Source organism: Alcanivorax nanhaiticus (assembly GCF_000756665.1).
GTDB classification, from domain to species: domain Bacteria; phylum Pseudomonadota; class Gammaproteobacteria; order Pseudomonadales; family Alcanivoracaceae; genus Alcanivorax; species Alcanivorax nanhaiticus.
This window is the reverse complement of the sequence record NZ_ARXV01000014.1, coordinates 19603-39162: the sequence shown is the minus strand read 5'-3', so window position 1 is coordinate 39162 and position 19560 is coordinate 19603. Positions and strand designations below refer to the sequence as shown.

At 59.0% G+C, this 19560-nt stretch carries 18 protein-coding genes; 11 read left to right on the top strand and 7 right to left on the bottom strand.

The window, feature by feature from the left end:
- Positions 1 to 156: 156 nt before the first annotated feature.
- A complete protein-coding gene (locus tag Y5S_RS14905; protein ID WP_035234071.1) occupies positions 157 to 798 on the top strand; it encodes a hypothetical protein in 642 nt (213 codons plus the stop codon).
- 281 nt (positions 799 to 1079) lie between these two features.
- Positions 1080 to 2141: a GGDEF domain-containing protein gene (locus Y5S_RS14900; protein WP_035234070.1), complete on the top strand. Its 1062-nt coding sequence runs from the start codon at positions 1080 to 1082 to the stop codon at positions 2139 to 2141.
- Between the two features lie 221 nt (positions 2142 to 2362).
- On the opposite strand, the gene Y5S_RS14895 is transcribed toward Y5S_RS14900, so the two are convergent.
- The 3 genes from Y5S_RS14895 to znuC all read right to left on the bottom strand — a co-directional run bounded on the left by Y5S_RS14895 (position 2363) and on the right by znuC (position 5420).
- Positions 2363 to 3670, bottom strand: coding sequence for an MATE family efflux transporter (locus Y5S_RS14895; RefSeq protein WP_035234069.1), 1308 nt, complete (start codon positions 3668 to 3670; stop codon positions 2363 to 2365).
- A gap of 204 nt (positions 3671 to 3874) precedes the next feature.
- Positions 3875 to 4657, bottom strand: coding sequence for a zinc ABC transporter permease subunit ZnuB (gene znuB / locus Y5S_RS14890; RefSeq protein ID WP_035234067.1), 783 nt, complete (start codon positions 4655 to 4657; stop codon positions 3875 to 3877).
- A complete protein-coding gene (gene znuC, locus Y5S_RS14885; protein ID WP_035234064.1) occupies positions 4650 to 5420 on the bottom strand; it encodes a zinc ABC transporter ATP-binding protein ZnuC in 771 nt (256 codons plus the stop codon). Before znuC ends, znuB begins: the two co-directional genes overlap by 8 nt.
- 205 nt (positions 5421 to 5625) lie before the next feature.
- Here znuC and Y5S_RS14880 point away from each other — a divergent pair, with 205 nt between their 5' ends.
- Positions 5626 to 6507 (top strand): metal ABC transporter substrate-binding protein, encoded by an 882-nt coding sequence (locus tag Y5S_RS14880; protein WP_035234063.1) that lies wholly within the window; start codon positions 5626 to 5628, stop codon positions 6505 to 6507.
- A 322-nt stretch (positions 6508 to 6829) separates the two neighbouring features.
- On the opposite strand, the gene Y5S_RS14875 is transcribed toward Y5S_RS14880, so the two are convergent.
- Entirely contained in the window at positions 6830 to 7192 is a 363-nt protein-coding gene (locus Y5S_RS14875) for a hypothetical protein (RefSeq protein ID WP_035234062.1), read from the bottom strand.
- A 119-nt stretch (positions 7193 to 7311) separates the two neighbouring features.
- Between Y5S_RS14875 and Y5S_RS14870 the strand changes: the two genes are divergently transcribed.
- Positions 7312 to 8436 carry a cellulase-like family protein gene (locus Y5S_RS14870; RefSeq protein ID WP_052041638.1) on the top strand — a complete coding sequence of 375 codons (1125 nt, stop codon included), beginning with the start codon at positions 7312 to 7314 and terminating at the stop codon, positions 8434 to 8436.
- A 263-nt stretch (positions 8437 to 8699) separates the two neighbouring features.
- Here Y5S_RS14870 and Y5S_RS14865 read toward each other — a convergent pair whose 3' ends face one another.
- On the bottom strand, positions 8700 to 9614 hold the full coding sequence (locus Y5S_RS14865) for a homoserine kinase (RefSeq protein ID WP_035234061.1): 915 nt from the start codon (positions 9612 to 9614) through the stop codon (positions 8700 to 8702).
- 100 nt (positions 9615 to 9714) lie between these two features.
- On the opposite strand from Y5S_RS14865, the gene Y5S_RS14860 reads away from it, so the two are divergent.
- Complete coding sequence (locus Y5S_RS14860) at positions 9715 to 10338, top strand: outer membrane beta-barrel protein (protein ID WP_035234057.1); 624 nt, start codon at positions 9715 to 9717, stop codon at positions 10336 to 10338.
- A gap of 88 nt (positions 10339 to 10426) precedes the next feature.
- The gene (locus Y5S_RS14855; RefSeq protein WP_052041637.1) at positions 10427 to 11467 is read left to right on the top strand and encodes an alpha/beta hydrolase; all 1041 of its coding nucleotides are present in this window, start codon (positions 10427 to 10429) and stop codon (positions 11465 to 11467) included.
- A gap of 209 nt (positions 11468 to 11676) precedes the next feature.
- On the opposite strand, the gene Y5S_RS14850 is transcribed toward Y5S_RS14855, so the two are convergent.
- Positions 11677 to 12450 carry an ATP-binding protein gene (locus Y5S_RS14850; protein ID WP_035234187.1) on the bottom strand — a complete coding sequence of 258 codons (774 nt, stop codon included), beginning with the start codon at positions 12448 to 12450 and terminating at the stop codon, positions 11677 to 11679.
- Positions 12451 to 12598: 148 nt separating this feature from the next.
- On the opposite strand from Y5S_RS14850, the gene Y5S_RS19225 reads away from it, so the two are divergent.
- The 4 genes from Y5S_RS19225 (at position 12599) to Y5S_RS14830 (ending at position 16671) form a co-directional block, all read left to right on the top strand.
- Positions 12599 to 12898: a hypothetical protein gene (locus Y5S_RS19225; RefSeq protein ID WP_052041636.1), complete on the top strand. Its 300-nt coding sequence runs from the start codon at positions 12599 to 12601 to the stop codon at positions 12896 to 12898.
- Between the two features lie 12 nt (positions 12899 to 12910).
- Positions 12911 to 14263 carry a DUF2868 domain-containing protein gene (locus Y5S_RS14840; RefSeq protein WP_035234056.1) on the top strand — a complete coding sequence of 451 codons (1353 nt, stop codon included), beginning with the start codon at positions 12911 to 12913 and terminating at the stop codon, positions 14261 to 14263.
- Positions 14264 to 14326: 63 nt separating this feature from the next.
- Positions 14327 to 15793 (top strand): GTPase/DUF3482 domain-containing protein, encoded by a 1467-nt coding sequence (locus Y5S_RS14835; RefSeq protein ID WP_052041635.1) that lies wholly within the window; start codon positions 14327 to 14329, stop codon positions 15791 to 15793.
- A gap of 149 nt (positions 15794 to 15942) precedes the next feature.
- Complete coding sequence (locus tag Y5S_RS14830; protein ID WP_035234053.1) at positions 15943 to 16671, top strand: DUF1963 domain-containing protein; 729 nt, start codon at positions 15943 to 15945, stop codon at positions 16669 to 16671.
- Positions 16672 to 16994: 323 nt separating this feature from the next.
- Here the strand turns inward: Y5S_RS14830 and Y5S_RS14825 are convergent, their stop codons facing one another.
- The gene (locus tag Y5S_RS14825) at positions 16995 to 17903 is read right to left on the bottom strand and encodes an AraC family transcriptional regulator (RefSeq protein WP_035234052.1); all 909 of its coding nucleotides are present in this window, start codon (positions 17901 to 17903) and stop codon (positions 16995 to 16997) included.
- Positions 17904 to 18016: 113 nt separating this feature from the next.
- Here Y5S_RS14825 and Y5S_RS14820 point away from each other — a divergent pair, with 113 nt between their 5' ends.
- The gene (locus tag Y5S_RS14820) at positions 18017 to 19513 is read left to right on the top strand and encodes a CoA-acylating methylmalonate-semialdehyde dehydrogenase (protein ID WP_035234051.1); all 1497 of its coding nucleotides are present in this window, start codon (positions 18017 to 18019) and stop codon (positions 19511 to 19513) included.
- Positions 19514 to 19560: the final 47 nt, after the last annotated feature.

The following is a 19560-nucleotide window of genomic DNA, read 5'->3' as shown; positions in this document are numbered from 1 at the left end:
ACTCGCTCCCCTCCACCTGGCAATAGCGACCAGGCATGCGTTTCTGTTGCGACCACTGATATCCCCCATGACGCGGACGCTTTTTCTCTGTGGCCTCTGTGCGTAAAACGTCTTACCCTGTCAGCATACATTCCCTTGTATACCAAAGGACTTTCCATGCAGTTGGTTCAACGTGCCCTTGTTATCTTTGCGGCCCTAGCGCTGGCGGCCTGCGCTACGACGACGGAAACCCATTCCACCTGGCAGACCAAAACCGGCGAACCCCGCCCGGTTTTTGAGCACCTGTTCGTGATTGTGCTGGCAGAATCCTCCGTTACCTCGGCGGTAGTAGAAAAGGAAGTGAGCAAGAGTCTGGCCAAGCGTAATGTCAAAGCCACGCTCGCCTCTGACAGTCTGGGCGGAGAAGACCAGAAAGCGGAGCAGTATCGTGCCCATGTGGAAGCGGCGGTGAAGGAAAGTGGTGCAGATGGCGTCATGGTGGTCAGCCTGCTCAAGGTGGAAGAGCGGGACGAATATGTCCCCCCGCAGGTGGATTACCTGCCGATGACGTCCGCGCCATTGTATCTGGGGTACGGCCCCTATGTGGGCTACAGCTACAGTGCGGTCTATCAGCCTGGGTACTACCAGAACGCCACCGATTATTACCTGCAGACTCAGCTTTACAGCGTGGCTAACCAGAAGCCGGTATGGCAGGCGCAGTCTCGCAGTATGAACCCCTACAGTCTGGATGCGGGCGCGGCAGGATATGCACGCAGTGTGATCAGCCAGCTGGACCAGGACGGTGGCCTGAAGCGCTAGACGGCACGTTCCCAGTGACAAGTTCCAGGGCGCGCAGCATGACCGCGTTGACGTCTGCAGCTTGTCACTGTTTCCCCTCCCTCCTCCCTCTCTTGTTTTCCTCGTGTTGAAGCAATTTCACGCAGGGGAAAAATGTGATTCACGTCACTCTTTTCTCTGAGCGGTATCTCTGGCCGGATATGCGTACTTTCGGGCTATCGTGTTCATTTGCTGGCGGCGTATTATGAAAGAGCATCATCGTTATTGGGCCTGGAAGGCCTGTGGGGGCGAGGGAAGCCGACATGCCAATAATGAAAACCTTGCTGGAACAGCTGCGTGTTACCGACGCGGAAATTCGTGTCCGCAAGCGGTTACTGGACTTAAGTAACGAAGATGCTGAATTGTTGCTGGAGTGCAGTGCGCTGGTGGAGCAGCGTCTGGATACCATCGTCGACACCTTTTATGGCATTCAAACCAGCAATCCGGAAATCGCTGCCCTGATCGGCGATGCAGATACCCTCGACCGCCTTCAATCCGCCCAGCGTCGCTATATCCTTGATTTGTTTACCGGTATTTATGATCTGGAATACGCCAACAACCGGCTGCGTATCGGTCTGGTGCACAAGCGCATCGGTGTTGAACCGAAATACTATTTGTCTGCGGTGTATCTGTTGCGGCGTTTGCTGGAGGAAAATCTGACCGATCTGGTGCCTGAGCCTGAGAAATGGCAGCGAGTGGTCAAGGCACTGGACAAGCTGATCTACTTCGATGTGACCCTGGTCTTCGAAACCTATATCCAGAGCATGGTCTCGGAGATAGAGGCGGTGAAAAACCGCACCGAGCAGTATGCCCGTGCCCTGGAAGAAACCGTGGCCATGCGCACCGGAGAGCTGCGCACGGATTCTCTCACTGGCCTCACCACTCGCCGCTTTTTGCATGAAGCCCTGCAACGCACCCTGAAAGCCGCCCAGCGGCGTGAAGAGCCGGTATCGCTGATTTTTGTGGATGTGGATGACTTCAAGGATCTCAACGATGAGCGCGGTCATGCCTATGGCGATCAGGTTCTGTGCGAGTTGGGCAAGGTGTTGATGGAAGCCGCCCGAGGTGAAGATACCTGTGTTCGTTATGGTGGCGATGAGTTCTGTGTGGTGTTGGCAAACAGCACTGAGGCGCAGGCGGTCAGTACGTATTGTCAGCGGATCAAAAGCCTGCTGGCGGAGCGTTTGCCGAATGTGAGTCTCAGCCTTGGTGTGGTGCAAACCGGCCCTGAGCATTATGAAAAGGCAGAGACATTACTGAAGAATGCAGATCAGCGCATGTATCAGGAAAAAACGATCAAGAAGAACGGATTGGCAAAGCATTGATAGCATGCTGGATGCCAGGACACCGAATACTAGCCCTTCCCCTCTTGCCGATAGCTGCTGTGGGAGCTTGCCTGCAAGCGATCCGAGCCGTGGCGAGGTAAGGATTCCAGAATCGAGTGACGAGGTACGAGTTTCGAAAGACAAAAGATTAAGGAAAAACCTTTCGCTTACGGGCGGGCCGGGTTTTGCTCTTCGAAACTCGAAACTCGTGCAGGCAAGCCCTACGGAGACAGGCGTGTTGTGTCTGGCCTGGACAGTCGCCGCCACAACACCCACCCCATGCACATCCCCCGCGCTGCCATAAAACCGTTCATGGTCAGCCAGAGTCCGTGGTTATCCAAACCTCGGGTCAGTGCCCAGAGCAGAAAAAATATCCCAACCGAGAGCAGCATGGTGTTGCGCATGGCGGAGCCCCAGGTGGCACCGACGAAGATGCCATCCAGCCAGAAGCCGGCGCTGGCCGTTATCGGCAGCAGCAAAACCCACGGCAGATAGTGGGTGGCGGTGTCACGAATGGTCGGCAGGTCAGTGAGCAGACCGATCAGTGGCGCACCTCCCAGCGCGAACAGAGTAATGCCGAGGGCGGCGCAACCCAGCGTCCAGCGCCCGGTGGCGGCGATGGCCTGCTGCAGGCTGCGCTGATCATTGCGACCGCGGGCCTCCCCTACCAGGGCTTCTGCCGCATTGGCAAAACCATCAAGCAGGTTGCTGAGTATCAGCAAAAAGGTAATCAAAACCGCATTGGCGGCCAGTACGGCATCACCAAGGCGGGCCCCTTGGGCGGTGAAGAAAAAGAAGGTACTGAGCAGCGCCAGACTGCGAATAAAAATATCCCGATTGACGCTCATCAGGGCAATAATCGCTGGCAGTTGCCAGACAGGCTCCCGCTGCCGTGGTGGACGCAACGCATGGCGTAGCCAGAACAGACCTCCGGCCAGGCCAATGTATTCGGCGCAGGCACTGGCAGTAGCGACCCCGCGCACATCCCAGTGCCATACCTGCACCAGCAGCACATCCAGTAGCGCATTGCTGCTGTGCATCAGTACGGTCATTTTCAGCGGAACCCGGGTGTTGTGGGTGCCGATGGCAAAACCGATCAGGGCGAAATTGGCCAGCGCTGCCGGGGCGCCGAGAATACGGATGTTGATATAGTCCTTCGCCAGCGCCTGGACCTCGTCACTGCCGCCCAGCAACCAGAGCCCGGTTTCCCGCAGTAGCGGTGAGAGTGCTACCAGTACCAGCCCAAGAACCATGGAAAGCAGCAGGCCGCGAAGCAGTACCACACGGGTATCCCGCTCACCGCCTCTCGCCTGCGAGGCAAAGCCGGTGGTGCCCATGCGCAGGAAGTTGAAAGAGAAGTAGAGGAACATGAAGAAATTGCCACCCAGCGCCACGGCGGCCAGATAGCGCGGGTGATCCAGATGCCCGACCACCGCCGTATCCACCAGCCCCAGCAGCGGTGCGGTCAGGTTCGACAGCAACAGCGGCCAGGCCAGCATCCAGATGCGTTGGTTAAGGGTCAGGCTCATTCACACTCCGGGGAAATCCTCTCTACGAAGCCGCTTTAGGAACACCAGCGAGTAACGAGTAATGAGTTTCGAAAGGCAAAACCCCAAATCTAAACCTTGCCATTCGGGGGAGGATACGGGGTTGAGGTTTTCGAAACTCGTTACTCGCGACTCGAACCTGTTTTTTCGCACCTCAAGCGGTGCTCCTACAAATTAAAAGCGGCGTCAGGAGGGCTTTCTCAACAACGTCAGCACAAACAACCCGCTGGCCGCTACCACGATGGACGGGCCTACCGGGGTATTGGCAAACCAGCTTACCGCCAGGCCGACCAGCACAGACAGGATGCCCAGCAAGCTGGCCACCAGTGCCATTTGCGCGGGGGTGTGCGTCAGTCGTCGGGCGCTGGCGGCGGGGATCACCAGCAGGGAGGTGATCAGCAGCACTCCCACGGTGCGAATGGCACCGGCAATCAGCAGCGCCAGCAACAGCATGAGCAACAGGCGGGTGCGCTGCACCGCCACGCCTTCCACCTGGGCCAGCTCTTCACTAACGGTAATGCTCAACAGCGCACGCCATTGCCACAGCATCAGCACCAGAATCACTACCGCCCCGCCCCACAGGCCGATGACATCGTTCCAGCCTACCGCCAGCAGATCACCGAACAGGTAGGCGAACAAATCCACCTGAATGCCGGTTTGCAGGCTGATGGCAATCACACCCAGGGCTAGCGTGGTATGCGCAACAATGCCCAGCAGGGTGTCTCCCGCCAGTTGCCGCTGGTGCTGCAGGGCGGTCAGGGCAGCGGCCAGGCCCAGGCAGACGGCCACCACTGCCAGGTACAGGTTAACCTCCAGGGCCAGCCCCAGTGCCGCGCCAAGTAGCGCACCATGGGCCAGGGTGTCACCGAAGAACGCCATGCGCCGCCACACCACAAAAGCGCCCATGGGACCGGAGACCAGGGCAACGGCGAGGCCAGCCAGCAACGGCGGTAGCAGCAATTCAATCATGGTTGCAGGGGCCTTCATGGTCGTGGTGATGGGCGTTGCCGTGCAGATCATGGTCGTGGTCATGATCATGGGTATACAACGCCAGATTGGGGGTGCCGGCAGCCGGACCAAACAGTTCGTGGTAGGCCGGGTCGCGGCTGACGGTTTCCGGGTTGCCGGAGCAGCACACATGGCGCTGCAAGCAGATCACCTCGTCGGTGGCGGCCATCACCAGATGCAGATCATGGGAGATCAGCAGAATGGCGCAGCCCAGTTCATCGCGAACATCCTTGAGCAGGCCGTACAGGGCATTCTGGCCGGCTACATCCACTCCCTGAGCGGGCTCATCCAGCACCAGCAGATCAGGTTTACGCAGCAGGGCGCGGGCCAGCAGCACCCGCTGCATCTCGCCACCGGACAATTGCTGGACTGCACGTCGTCGCAACTGGGCGACGCCTGCGCGCTCCAGGGCAGCACGACGGGCAGAGGTGGGGCCAGGTGCCGCCAGCCACAGAAAGCGGTCCACGGTGAGTGGCAGGCTGTCATCCACCTTGATTTGCTGGGGCATGTAGCCGATGCGCAGCCCTTTGCGGCGTTTCACGGAACCGTTGTCCGTCTTCACCAGTCCCAGCACCACCCGCGCCAGGGTGCTTTTTCCCGCACCATTGGGGCCGATCAGGGTGGTGATGCGTCCCGGCGCGAGCGTCAGGCTGACGTCGGACAGCACCGAGGTGCCACCGAGGGTGACCGAGACTGACTCAACCTGAACAAGCGGGTCCGACATGAGAAGGCGTCCGAATAACAAAGGCGCAATGATATACTGCCCGCCTTTCGCCTGCACTGAAGCAGAAACGAGAAGCGAATGACGAGTTTCGAAAAGCGAAGAACCTCCCCTGGTTCAGGCAACCGTTGTTTTGGATCTTCGAAACCCGTGACTCGAAACTCGCCCATCTGTGCCCGGCAACCATGAATCGTTCTGTGAGGCCGCTATGCGCCGTTTCTGGCTGACAACCCTGCTAATGCTTTGCTCGCCCGCCTGGAGCCAGACCATCGTGGCCAGTGTGGAGCCGCTGGCGAAGGTGGTGCGTAGTTTGTATGGCCCTCAGGTGGAAGTGGTCACCCTGCTGCAGGCCAACCAGAACCCCCATCAGCTGGCGTTGTCGCCGCGTCAGGCGTTGCTGGTGCAGCAGGCCGATTTGATGGTGTGGCTGGGCGCTGAGGTAGAAGCCCCTCTGTCACCTCTGGTGGCGCGTCGTGACAAGCGCTCGGTGGCATTGCTGGATGTGCCGGGGGTGGAGCGTCGCGAGAGCGGGACGCATCATGACCATGACGGTCACGAGCATCACGATCATGGCGGAGCCCACGCACAGAACGGAGCTTACCTGGATCCCCACCTGTGGCTGTCAGTGGACAACATGATTCTGCTATCCCGGGCAGTGGTAACGGCCTTGCCGGAAGGGCTGGAGAGCCAGCAGCCCGAGGCCTGGCAGGCCCGAGCGGTTGAGATTCAGTCGCAGTGGCGTTCACGCCTTGCTGTGTTGGCGCAACGCCCCTGGCTGACGTATCACCATCCCTGGGGTTATTTCACTGATGCGCTGGGGTTGGCTGAGCCAGTCGTGGTGAGCCAGCAGCTGGACGCGGGGCCGGGTAGCCGGCGGTTTGTGGTACTGGCGGCAGAGATTCGTGAACGTGATGTGCAGTGCATGATCCGCGAGCCAGAGGCGAGGGAAGCCATGCTAAAACGACTGTGCGCCGATTGTCGCGTGGAAGCCCTCGACCCCCTGGGCCGGGATCAGCCGACACTGAATTATCTGGACTGGCTCGATTATCTGGGCGCAGGATTTGAGCGCTGTCTGAAAGGCGCGAATTAAGTGTAAGTGAGTATCGAGGTTCAAAAAACCGGCCTGCACTGCATTGCCATTCACTAAACGCAGCGAATATGGCTTCTGTCGCGATGCGACGGCATCAGCCTTTTCGCGGTCGAACGCCCGCTCCCACAGGGAGGCGTTCGCGGTGTGGGTACTGTTTTTTGTGGGAGCGGCGGTTCCGCCGCGATGTGCCTTATTTCAGGGTGCTTAATCCGCGTGCAAGCCCCCCCACAGAAACATCGGTATTAAGCGAGCAGCGCTATGCCAGACCCAGGGCAGGGTTTTCGCTTTTCGAAACTCGAAACTCGAAACTCGAAACTCGTTGCTAAAGATCCCGGATAGGCATCAGGGTGGGTGGCGTCGGTGGCGGGGTTTCTTCCGGTGTCCGGATGATTTGTACCGTGTCACGCTGGCGTTGCAGCAATTCCTGCTGCTCATTTTCCAGATAGCGCGATTCCGAACTGACGGCGTTCAAGCCCTGGTTTTCGTCGGTGGTATCCAGTTCCACTGGCGATTGCAGGTAAAGCGCTTCCAGCTCGTGACTGTCCAGTGCCTCGGAGGGCCCTTTTTCACGGCTCTGGGGGGCCTGCTCGTCGGGTGGCGCGGTGTCTGGCAGTTGCTCTGCAGACAGCGCGTTGCCCGAAGTTAGCAGGGTCGCAATGATCAGTGGAATCATGGATTTGTTCATGCCTCTGATCATAGCCCGAGAGACGGTGTAGGGGAATTGTCTGTGCCGCTGAAGTGTCAAGGTGGGTCATTTCACCGATAAGAGCAGCCAGAGCCATTGAGGCAGGTTCGGAAACGGGTATGCTGGTGCGCTTGACCGGAGACGAGACCGATATGCCCCAACCCCTGGCAATAGCTCGCTGGGATTTATCCTGGCTACTGCACCGCGACCTGCGCGACGGTGCCTTTGCCTCGTTGGAACGGGTTCTCGACGACACCCAGCTCCGTGGGTTCAATGCCCTGCGGCTGGATCCCTGCCCCCATCTGATCGCGACGCCGGAAAACGGTATCCATCTGGATCGTTGTGAGCTCATGCCGCCGGGTGGGCGTGCGGTAGAAGTGAAGATCCGTCATGCCTTGCATCAGCTGATGAAGTCCACCCATGAGCGGGGCATGAAGGTGTGGTTCAGCAGCCGCTTTATCAACGACAGCCGGGCGCGGCGTTCGTTTGTGCGTCGCCCTGAAGATTTTGTGTCGGTGTGGAGCGACACCCTGTCTCTGGTGTCTGACTGGGGTTATCTGGACGATGTGGCTGGCCTCGATTTCTGCTACCAGTTCCCCGCGTTGCCGGCGGCCCATGGGGTAGCACGGCGGGTCTTTCAGCGCTCCCCGGATCGTCCGTTACCCAACCACTGGTCTGAGCAGGCCAATCGGCGTCTGGATGATTACCTGATTGAAGTTCCCCGAGCGCTGCATGCCTTGTTTCCGACAGTGCCAGTGGGGCTAAGCACCACCGTGGCCCTGAGTGAGCGGATGCGGCAGCTGGATACCAGTGAGCTGGATTTTCTGGATTTCAGTCTGTGGCTGGACGATGACCCGCGCTATCGCTTCGCCAGCGGCGAGACCATGCCCATGTCAGGGCTGTTCGGCAAGCTGGCGGGGCCGGTCAAGCAGGTGCTGCTGGATGCGGCCGGAAATCACTGGCAGCGGCGTCTGGAAGATCAGTTGAACCGGCGTATGGCGTTCACTCGCCTGCGGCGCTTGCATCCGGTACTCAGCGAAGGGTTCGTCAATCAGCCCCGCCATCTGCGCAAGTTGCCCACCGGTTGGGCGGACCTGCATGAAATGATGGTGGTGAACGCCCTGACCCAGGGCGTGGAGGCTCTGACCCCCAGCTCCCTGGCCTGCCCGGACTACCCCTGGCTTTGGCAGGAACAGGAATACCTGGCGCACCTCAATCACATGATTCTGGCGGGTAGTGCTTGATGAGCGTCGGACACCCGACGCAAGACCCTCATTGTAGCCCACTGTAGGAGCCTGCCTGCAGGCGATCCGAGCCTTGGCGAGGTAAGGATCCCAGAAGCGAGTACCGAGTTTCGAAAACCTGAAACCTGTGGAAAGGAACAAGGTTTGGGGTTTTGCCTTTCGAAACTCGTTACTCGCAACTCGAAACTGATTACCTCGCCAAGACAAGCTGGGCTCTTACAGTAAAACCTGGCCCGGATTTGCGTCAGGCATCCGGCATGAAATCAGATGTCCCTGATCCGCCACCCGTAAATCCTTGCGAACTCCTTCGGGTCCTTGCTGCCCTGCCCTTCGCTGTGTTCTGCCACTGGCCCGGCCAGACGTGACAACCAGAAGCGCAGGGCGGCTACCGCTAATGCCTGCTGCAAACGGTTTCTGTCATAAGCGCCGCCATTGCGCTGGTAAGCCTCCAGCAGGGCCTGCTCACGCTCAGGCAGGGGTTTGCCCGTACGGTCTACACACCAGTCGTTCATGGTCACCGCCAGATCGTATTCTGCGTCATCCAGACAGGCGTTGTAGAAATCCAGCAAGGCGCTGATTCGGCCTTCCTGCCAGAGCAGATTGTCACGGAACAGGTCGCCATGAATCAGGGTTTGGCCGGTAGGGCTGGCCTGCCAGGCATCCAGCAGGGCACGGGCGGGAGATTGCTGATCCTGTGGCAGCTTGCCAAGCTGTGCGGCAAGAGTCTCAAGTCGTTGGCGCTCGTTGGGCAGCGGCAGCAGGGATGCGGGAGAGCATCGATGTAGTCTGGCAAGCAGTTCTCCCACCTGGCCACAGCGGGTCTCGTCGACGGCAAAGTCATGCTCGCCGGGAAGGCGCGGCATCAGCACCGCAGGCTTGCCTGCCACGGTAATCTGCCAGCGCCCCTGAGCGTCGCTGAGCGGGCCGGGAACGGGGAGCAATGGATCGTTGGCTAGCTGGGCAAGCAGGTGAAGATAGGGCTGCAGGGCCTCGCTGCTCAGACTTTCAAATACCGTTAGCACCAGCGCCAAGGGCTTTTCCCGATCGTCACGGGCCTCGATCAGGAAGGTGCTGTTCTCGATGCCATGGCTGGCGCCACGATAATCCACCAGCGTATAACCGAAGGCTGCCAGTACCTGGGTCATCTGTGCGGCGTCGAGCGGGGTGTAGACAGACATGAATGATTTCCTGATTCGGCGGCAGGGCAAAGACTCTGCCTGCTGGCGATGGTATAACAGGCAGCCGTGACTCCAAGAATAACAAAAAGGACGACCTTCCATGCGTTACTGGATGCTAATCGGATTGCTGTTCAGTTCCTCCCTCTGGGCGCAGGACACCGATCAGACCGAAGACAGGAAAGCCGGCGTGGCCCATTTTCAGGATTCCCGTTACGGCTACGCTGCCGCCAACCTCATGCACCTTAATCTGGATTACGATAATCGTGAGCTGACGCCCACGGGCCTGGGTTTGCGCCTGGGCGGGATGGTGGATGAAAACTGGGGGGTGGAGTTGCGTCTCGCGGCGGCCCCGTCCGGGGATACCTTCCGCTCTGATACCAGCCGCAACAAGGTGGATTACACCGTGGATCATGTCGGCGCGCTGCTGGCCACGGGCAAGTGGTCCCTGGATGCTCCGGTGTTGAAGCAGCATCTGGACAGTCTGTTCGTTCAGGGGTTCGCCGGCGTGGCTGATGTAAAAGTGAAAACGGTGGTTCGACGTCGTTGCAATACCGTGTGCGACAGCGATACCCGCCGCAATGACGACACCAGCCTGGCCTTTGGCGCAGCGCTGGGGCTGCGCACCCGCTACAACATCGGCCTGAGCCTGCAGTACATGCAGTATGTGGACAAGGACTACATCACTGTTACTGGCGTTGAGGGCGGCCTTGAGTGGTATTTCTGATACACTCGCGCAGGTTCTGTATCCGGCCTGTCTCTGAGTGATGGGCTGGTGGCGGAACCACTGAGAGATCGCCACCCGAGGAGCCCTGATGACCCCTGTTGCCCTGGAGCGCGCTGCGCTGAAATCCCTCATGTTGCTGCCGCGACCGGTGCTGACTCGCCTGGCAGCCGGCGTGGAAACGCTGGGCCGTGATCACCTTGATCCGCACGTTCGTTTTTTGCTGGCGCTGAGTGGTGCCAAGCCTACCCTTAACAGCGTTTCGGTGCCCCAGGCGCGCCAACTGTATCGTGACATGATTGCCTTGCTGGATGTGGCAGAGCAGCCGCTGCCGGTGGTGGTAGACCATCAGGTGCCGGTTGAGGGTGACACCACGGTGCTGGTGCGTCGTTATCGTCCAGATCATGCCCCTCGACAGGCTCCGGCCATTCTGTTCTTCCATGGCGGTGGCTTTACTGTGGGTGGGGTAGAGGAATACGACCGGCTGTGCCGCTACATTGCCACGCGCACCAATGCTGTGGTGTTAAGTGTGGATTATCGGCTGGCACCGGAGCATCCCTCGCCTACCCCTGCCAATGATTGTCTGGCTGTGTGGCGCTGGTTGTTGGATAACACCGCAGCACTGGGGCTTGATCCCGCACGGTTGGCAGTGATGGGTGACAGCGCTGGCGGCAACCTTAGTGCGGTGGTGTCCCAACAGGCCAAGCTGGCGGGGTTGTCTCTGCCGGCCCTGCAGGTATTGATCTATCCCACCACTGACGGGGCTCTGCAGCACCCCTCCGTACAGAGTCTCGGCCAGGGCTTTGGTCTGGATCTGCCGCTGCTTACCTGGTTCCGTAGCCACTTTATCCCTGATCCTGCCCTGATGGAGGATTACCGGGTGTCGCCTTTGCGTAACCCGGATCTTGCCGGCCAACCGCCAGCTATTCTGATCACAGCGACTGATCCGTTGCGTGATGAAGGTCTGGAATACGGAGAGAAATTGCGAGAAGCGGGCGTGGACGTTGCCAGCCTTGATTTTCCGCAACTGACCCATGGCTTTCTGACCATGGGTGGCGTTATTCCGGCAGCACGGAGGGCGGTGAATGCCATCTGTGATGCGACGGCGAAGCAGCTACTAGCTACCCGCTGATCGCTTCGGGGAAAACCTCGTTTTGAAGGATCCCCGGTTGCCCGGGCAAGTAAATGCCAGAAGCGAGTAACGAGTTTCGAGTTGCGAAAACCGGACATCGCAAGCCTGAAGGTTTGCCTTTCGAAACTCGCTACTCGTAACTCGAAACGCATCTTCGCCCAGACAAGCTGGGCTCCTACAAAGTGGTAGCTCAAAGCTCGCAGTTGCTCTTAAAACTCCCCGACAAACTGATTATAAAACTGCCGTGCTGTACGCCCGGATCGCACGCCTTTTTCAATGGAAAAACGGCGAGCCCGGATGTGCAGGTGCTCGCGGTCTTTTACCTCGCCAAAAAGGTGATCCACGATATCGAAATACTGTGGTTCGCTGATCGGATAAAAGCTGAGCCCAAGGCCAAAACGATCGGCCAGGGAGATTTTTTCTTCCACCGCATCGCCATGGTGAAGTTCTCCATCAACAACCTGTGACTGGGCGTTGTCTTTCATGTACTCAGGCAGCAGATGACGGCGGTTGCTGGTGGCGTAGATGCGAACATTCTCCGGCGGTAATTCCAGAGAACCCTCCAGCACGCTTTTCAGATGCTTGTACTGATTTTCGCCATCTTCGAAAGACAGATCGTCACAGTAAATAATAAAGCGTTGGGCACGATCACGAATGTCATCAACAATCTCGGGAAGATCATGCAAATCGTCCTTGTCGACTTCGATAACACGTAACCCTTTGCTGGCATACCGATTCAACAGAGCTTTCACGATGGAGGACTTGCCTGTGCCGCGACTGCCCCAGAGCAGGACATGGTTGCAGGGCTGCCCGGAAAGAAAACGTTCCGTGTTCTGGATAATTTTCTGTTTTTGGGTGTCGATACCGAGCAGGTCTTCCAGCCGGACTGGATCGGGATGTGGTACCGGTCGCAAGGTGCCGGTGCGGCCACGCCAGATGGCGGCGGGCAGGGTACGCCAGTCGATGGGCTGGGTTGCGGACATGGAGGCCTCGCTGCTGTTGTTGTGTAAGCAGTGCATGAACAGCGGATTTTAGCATTGAGTCCTGGCGCCACAATGCCAGATGCGTGATACGTGATGCGTAGGTATGCTTGCAGCAGGACAAGAATTGATTCTTTCAGGAGAAAACCGGATGAAAGCTGCGTACCTGGCCTTGCCAGCACTGGTACTGATGTTTGCGGGTTGCACCTACAAGTACGATACCGACTATCCCATGGGGCTGCCGGAAGATACCGAGAGTTGCCCGGAAGATCCACCGGAGATGTGCACCCAGGATTACCGTCCGGTGTTTGGTTACGCAGAAGAGGGCGGCATTCTGGGTGAATTTGGTAATGCCTGTTCGGCCTGTGCCCAAGAGGGTGTGATGTACACCTCGCCGAAGAAAGAGGCCTTGCCTGCGCCAGCAGCTGCACCGGAAGCCGCCACCGAATAAGCGAGTGCTGCGTTGACGCAATCCCTGACCCGGTTACTGGATTTTGATGACCAGTACCGCCGTGACAGTCAGCAGAGTCAGGCGTTTCTGCACCGCCGTGACCGCCGTTTTGCCCAGCATCAACAGGCGCACCGTCAGCCACTGACGGTGCCACTGTGGCTGGCCCATCTACATGCGTTGAATGATCAGCGCCAGAACACTGGCCGTGATCCCCGGCTGCGTCGCTGGCGTCAGGCGCGCTGGTTGTTTGCGGTGCTGGGCGCGGTGCTCGGTGCGGCCTTTATGGCTGGCCTGCTGGTGTATGACGGCAGTCGGCAGATTAATCTGCTGGTGCTGTTGGTGTTGATAGCCATGCAGTTAGTGCTGGCGTTGCTGACCAGCTTGCAGGCATGGCTGGGATGGCAGCCCTGGGGCAGTGTGCTGGCAGGGCTGAGTGACGATACCCATCCGCTGCAATCCCTGCGCCCTGCCCTGTCTGCCCGTATTGCCCATACCGGGGGGCTGCTATTTGCCATCAGCGGGCTGCTGACACTGCTGGCCATGGTGGTGGTGCAGGATCTGGCCTTTGGCTGGAGTACAACCTTGCAGGCTTCCTCGGAGAGTGTGCACAGGCTGGTGAGTCTGCTTGCTCTGCCCTGGCAATCGCTCTGGCCCGACGCGGTACCCAGCGCCGAACTGGTAGCGGCCTCCCAGTATTACCGGTTGAGTGACAGTGCGGTCAGCGATCCGGCATTGCTGGGCACTTGGTGGCCTTTTTTGTTGATGGCATGGCTGACCTATGTGTTGTTGCCGCGGTTGGTGTTGTTACTGCTGGCCACCTTGCAGGTGCGCTGGCAGGCCAATGCCGCGCTGCGCCGGCACCCGGGCTACCCGGCGTTGTTATATCGTTTTGACGCCCCCTGGGTGGAAACCCGGGGCGAGGAGGAAGCTCCGGCCCAGCCGGTGCAGGTGGAGGTGAGTCTGTCGCCGTTACCCGAGAGCGCCACGGTGATCCACTGGGCGGGTGCGGCGCAGGAAAGCCGCGAGCTGATGGAGCGTCTGAGCCGCCAGCCATCTCCCTTGCAGTTACGGGCAGGGGGCAATAGCAGTCTGGAAGATGATGTTGCCACCCTGACTCAGGCTGGCGAGCGCCGTCAGCCGGTGATTCTGGTGGCAAGAGGCTGGGAGCCGCCTACCGGTGAATTGAGCGATTTTGTCCACGATGCCCTCGAACAGTGGCCAAAAGGGACCTTGTTGGCACTGGTGCCGCTGGCGGATGAACAGGGGGAAGCGCTCACCGATCCCGGCTTGCTGGCACAGTGGCAGCGGTTTGTGGAGCGTCAGCAGGATACCAGCCTGCTGCTGTGCGCTCCGGGCCCCGCGTAGGGCGGAAATTGGCGAAGGCCAATCTCCGCCAGTGGCGATATACCTGACGTAGTGACGAACAGCATGGATAACACTGTCAACACAGCTCCCCATGATGAGCGGCAGAGCGAAGGCGCCCTGCCCCGCTTTGCCGTGGTGGGTCATCCCAACAAGGGTAAATCCAGCGTGGTGGCAACCCTGGCGCAGAACGATTCCATTGCCATCGCCATGGAGCCTGGCACCACTCGGGACAGCCATCGCTACCCCATGAAAGTGGATGACGTGACGCTTTATGAGCTGATCGACACTCCCGGTTTTCAGCGTCCCCGCAAGGTGCTGGCCTGGCTGCAGGGTCATAGCCTGTCGGCGTCTGATCGGCCGGAAACGGTGGCGGCCTTTGTCACCCAGCATCACGACGATCCCCGCTACCATGATGAGTGCGAATTGCTGCGGCCGATTGTCGATGGCGCCGGCATTATCTACGTGGTGGATGGCTCGGTGCCTTACAACCGCGAGCATGAGGCGGAAATGAATATCCTGCGCTGGACTGGACGACCCAGTCTGGCGCTGATCAACCAGATTGGCAGTGATGACTACAGTGCCGATTGGGAAGCGGCCCTGGGCCAGTATTTCCAGATTGTCCGTCGCTTTGATGCGGTACGGGCACCATTCGAGAAACATCTGGAATTGTTGCGTAGTTTCGGCGAACTTGCGCCTAACTGGCGCGAACCTCTCGATGCGGCCCTGGAATACCTGCAGGCCATGAAGTTTGGCCGGGATCACCAGGCCCTGGAGCGTATCGCGGATGCCCTGATCGACATGCTGGGTCATCAGGAAACCGCACGGTTGGGTGAGTTCGAGCCTGCCGAGCCGCTGCAGCCCAAGCTGCGCCAACGCTGGCAGGCCTGGCAGCGCGAGCGGGAACAGCGCCTGCGCCACAGCGTGGAAGACCTTTACCAGCATCGCCGCCTGCAGCGGCAGGAATCGGATCTGTCCTTGCCGGACGGTGATGATCTGTTTGGCGAACGTACCCGGCAGCTGTGGGGAATCAGCAAAGGGCAGCTGGCAGCGGCGGGGTTTGGGGCTGGCGCGGTCGGAGGTGCCGGTCTCGATGCGGTGACCCTCGGGCATTCGCTGGGTACCGGGGCGCTGATTGGGGGTTTGCTGGGGGCGGCGGGTAGCTATTACTACAGTGACAAGCTCACCCGGGTAAAACTGGGGCCGCTCAGCGGCGGGTTTCGGGAAGCTATTTACGGCCCGCTCCGTGACCCACAGTTCGGTTATGTGGTGTTGGGCCGGGCGCTGGTGCACTGGTATCAGATCAGCCAGCGCAATCATGCGGGCCGTGACGTGCTGGTAGTCACCGACGCCGATGGGCACTGGCTGGAAGAGTTGTCACGGGCCGATCGCAATGGCCTGCAGAAATCCTTGCAAGCCTTGGCCCGCCGCCGATTTGAGCCCAGCAAACGCCAGCGCCTGATCGAACAGCTGGAACTGGCACAGCAGGCATTTGGCCAGTGGCAGCTGGCCAAATTTTCATCAGCACCATAGTGCAACTTTAATCACAGAGCCCGCGCGAACTGGTTCACAAGTACAAAATTTGCACGCCGCTCAGTCATAAAAACGGCCCTGGCAGCGGTTTGTGAAGGTTACGCGAAGGTATTGCTGGCATGGTGAAATCGTAAAAACGAGGACACCTGATGCTACCCGAAGAAATCAAACTGAGACTGGCTTCCTTCTCTCGCCCCGCCTGGCGTCCCCAGGTGGGTCCGGCGGTGCCGGGTGCCATGTCCAAGTTTGGTGGCTTGCCGTTACTGAAACCGGATGAATCCTGGCCCTGCTGTGGCCATTGCCACCAGCCGATGCAGTTGTTCTGCCAGATTGAATCCCGCGATCTACCTCGTAATATGCGCTCACCGTTCGGGGATGGTGTCTTGCAGGTGTTCTATTGCACCAATGGCGATGAAGACTGTGAAGTGCTGGGTCAGTCCCACCTGCCCTTCTCGGAGGCTTCCCTGGTGCGAGTGATTCCCCGTGAGCAGGCCAATGGCTTTGATGCCCTGCCAATACGGTTACCCGATGCGCTCCCGGAGAAATCGCTTACCGGCTGGATTCCCCTGGCCGATTACCCGGATCGCAAGGAGACAGCGGCCATCAATGATGACGATCGCGATGGTACCCTTGCCCTCCTCCATGCCCACCGTCCGGCTCCGCGCCCCGGAGACAAGTTCATGGGCTGGCCGCACTGGACGGCGGAAGTGTCCTACCCGACCTGCCCCTGCTGCCAGGAACCCATGTCGTTTCTGATGCAACTGGATTCCGTCGATACCCTGCCATTCCGTTTTGGTCACTACGGTTGCGCGCACATCTTCCAGTGCGACACTCACCGCGACGTCATGACCCTCACCTGGCAAAGCCGACCGGTTTAAGAGACGCATCAAGCAACACGCTAAAACCCACCTTGTTATTCACTGTGGGAGCCTATGCCTGCATGACGAATCAATCACCGGCTGATCAGGATTAGGCGGGCACCGGGCGGAAATTAGTTGAAAGTTTAAAGTTCAAAGTTGAAAAGGCGCGAGAGGGTTTTTGCGGTTTGGGGCTGCTGTGCCCGCGCCTTACCGGTGAGCGCGGGCAGGGCATTGCAAACCCCGCTGGTCTGATCCGTGTTTCAACTTTGAACTTTAAACTTTCAACTGCTTCAAGACTTCTACACCCGTTACCGCAAAACTTCTCCCGCTTCCAGCTCGCCCTACTGCCCCCGCTCCTGCCGATACCGCTGCGGCGACACCCCCATCACCTTCTTGAACAACCGGGAAAAATAATAGGGGTCGTCATAGCCCAGCGTTAAAGCAATGTGCACCACGCTGTCATCGGAAATATCCAGCAGGTAGCAGGCATGGCTGACCTTGATACGCTGGAAGGCCTGCATGGGGGTTTGTCCGGTCTGGCGTTTGTACTCACGAATAAAGTGATAACGCGACAGATCACTGGTGGCCTCCGCCAGCTCGTCCAGCGACAAGCGCCGATGCAGGGCGGTCTGCAGGTAACCATTCACCCGGTTCACATCCAGAGTGGCATGGCGCACGTCATGCTGGTGGCGCATCAGCGCCGCAAAGGCCAGCAGGCTTCGTAATAGATTGGCCGCATAGACCAGATGTTCCGGTTGCACCCGGGTGGCGGCGGCGAGCAGTGCCTGAAATTCTTCTGCCAGTCGTGAATGCACCCCGACCCGCACGGTTCTACCGCGGGCGTGCCCGGCAATTTCGTCAAAAAATCGCGGCACCTCGTGACCACCCAGATGCACCCAGTAAATGCTCCAGGGGTCGCGACTATCGGCCTGATAACGGTGGGCGAGGGCAGTGGGAAGCAGCACCAGATCGCCATCGGTCACGGTATAAGTCTGGCCGTCAACGCGAAGCTCTCCGCGCCCGCTGACACAGTAGATGAGCAGATAATCAGCGGGGTTGTCTCGCATCATCCGGTGACCGCGGGCCTGGGGGTAGAAGCCCACACCGTGGGGCATGCAGCCCGCACAAAGAGGATGATCAGCAATGCTGTCCAGCACCGCTGGCGGAATGATGGTGCGCTGGCCGGTAACCGGTAGAGGCCAGCTGGAGGGCTCAGCAGGGGCGTGAGCGGGAGGCGGAGAGTGATTCATAGGCAGCAATATAATCCATTATTGGCAAAAGACGCTATCGGCCAGTGCGCTACCCTGTGCTACAACATGGGCATACCGAGAATGAACCTTCGTAACCTGTTCTGGAGAGCCCTATGAGCCGCCGCCTGCCCCTGCTGATTAATGGTGAATTTGTTGCCAGTACCACCGACCAGTGGATTCCGGTGACTAACCCCGCCACGCAGGAGGTCCTCTGCGAAGCGCCGGCGGCAACGCCTGCTGAAATGGAACAGGCCATTGCTTCTGCCAAGGCTGCGTTTGAAAGCTGGAAGGAAGTGCCGGTGTCAGAGCGGGCCCGTTTGATGTTGCGCTATCAGGCACTGCTGAAAGAGCACCAGGAAGAGATTGCTGAAATCCTCAGCCAGGAAACCGGCAAGACCTTTGAGGATGCCAAAGGCGACGTGTGGCGCGGTATTGAAGTAGCGGAGCAGGCGGCCAACATCGCTTCCCTGATGATGGGTGAAACCGTCGAGAACGTGGCGCGCAGCATCGACACTCATTCCTGGACTCAGCCGCTGGGCGTGTGTGCCGGCATTACCCCGTTCAACTTCCCGGCCATGATTCCCCTGTGGATGTTCCCGTTGGCGATCGCTGCCGGCAACACCTTCGTGCTCAAGCCCTCAGAGCAGGACCCCATGACCCCGAACCGGCTGGTGGAGCTGTTCCTGGAAGCGGGTGCGCCTCCGGGCGTGCTGCAGTTGGTTCACGGCGGCAAGGAGCAGGTGGACACTCTGCTGACGCACCCGGATATCAAGGCGGTGTCGTTCGTAGGCTCCGTGCCGGTGGGCCAGCACGTTTACCGCACCGCCACCGATCACATGAAGCGTGCCCAGTGTTTTGCCGGTGCCAAGAACCACATGGTGATCATGCCGGATGCCAATAAGGATCAAGTCATCAACAGTCTGGTAGGTGCGTCTTGCGGTGCCGCCGGCCAGCGTTGCATGGCCATCAGCGTGGCAGTGTTTGTGGGGGATTCGAAAGCGTGGATTGATGAACTGAAAGAAGAGTTCGCCAACATTCGTCCGGGGGCCTGGAATGATCCGCAAGCGGCTTACGGCCCGCAGATCAGCCCTCAAGCCAAACAGCGTGTACTGACCCTGATCAAACAGGGCAAGGAAGAGGGCGCAACCTGTTTACTGGATGGCTCAGACTGCACCGTGGACGCCCTGCCGGATGGCAACTGGGTCGGCCCGACGCTGTTCACGGATGTAACGCCAGAGATGTCAATCTACAAGGAAGAAATCTTCGGCCCGGTATTGTGCTGCGTCAGCGTGGATTCTTTGGAAGATGCATTGCAGCTGGTAAACAACAGCCCTTATGGCAACGGCACTTCCATCTTCACTGCCAGTGGCGCTGCCGCGCGTAAATATCAGCACGAAGTGGAAGTAGGGCAGGTGGGTATCAATGTACCGATCCCGGTGCCGCTGCCGTTCTTCAGCTTCACCGGCTGGAAAGGATCTTTCTACGGTGATCAGCATGCCTACGGCAAACAGGCGGTGCGTTTCTATACCGAAACCAAGACCGTCACCAGTCGCTGGTTCGAAGACGATATTCCGGCGTCAGGACCGAACATGAGCATTCATTTGAAATGATTTTTACCACAGAGGTCACAGAGTCCACAGAGGAAAAAAGAAATCGA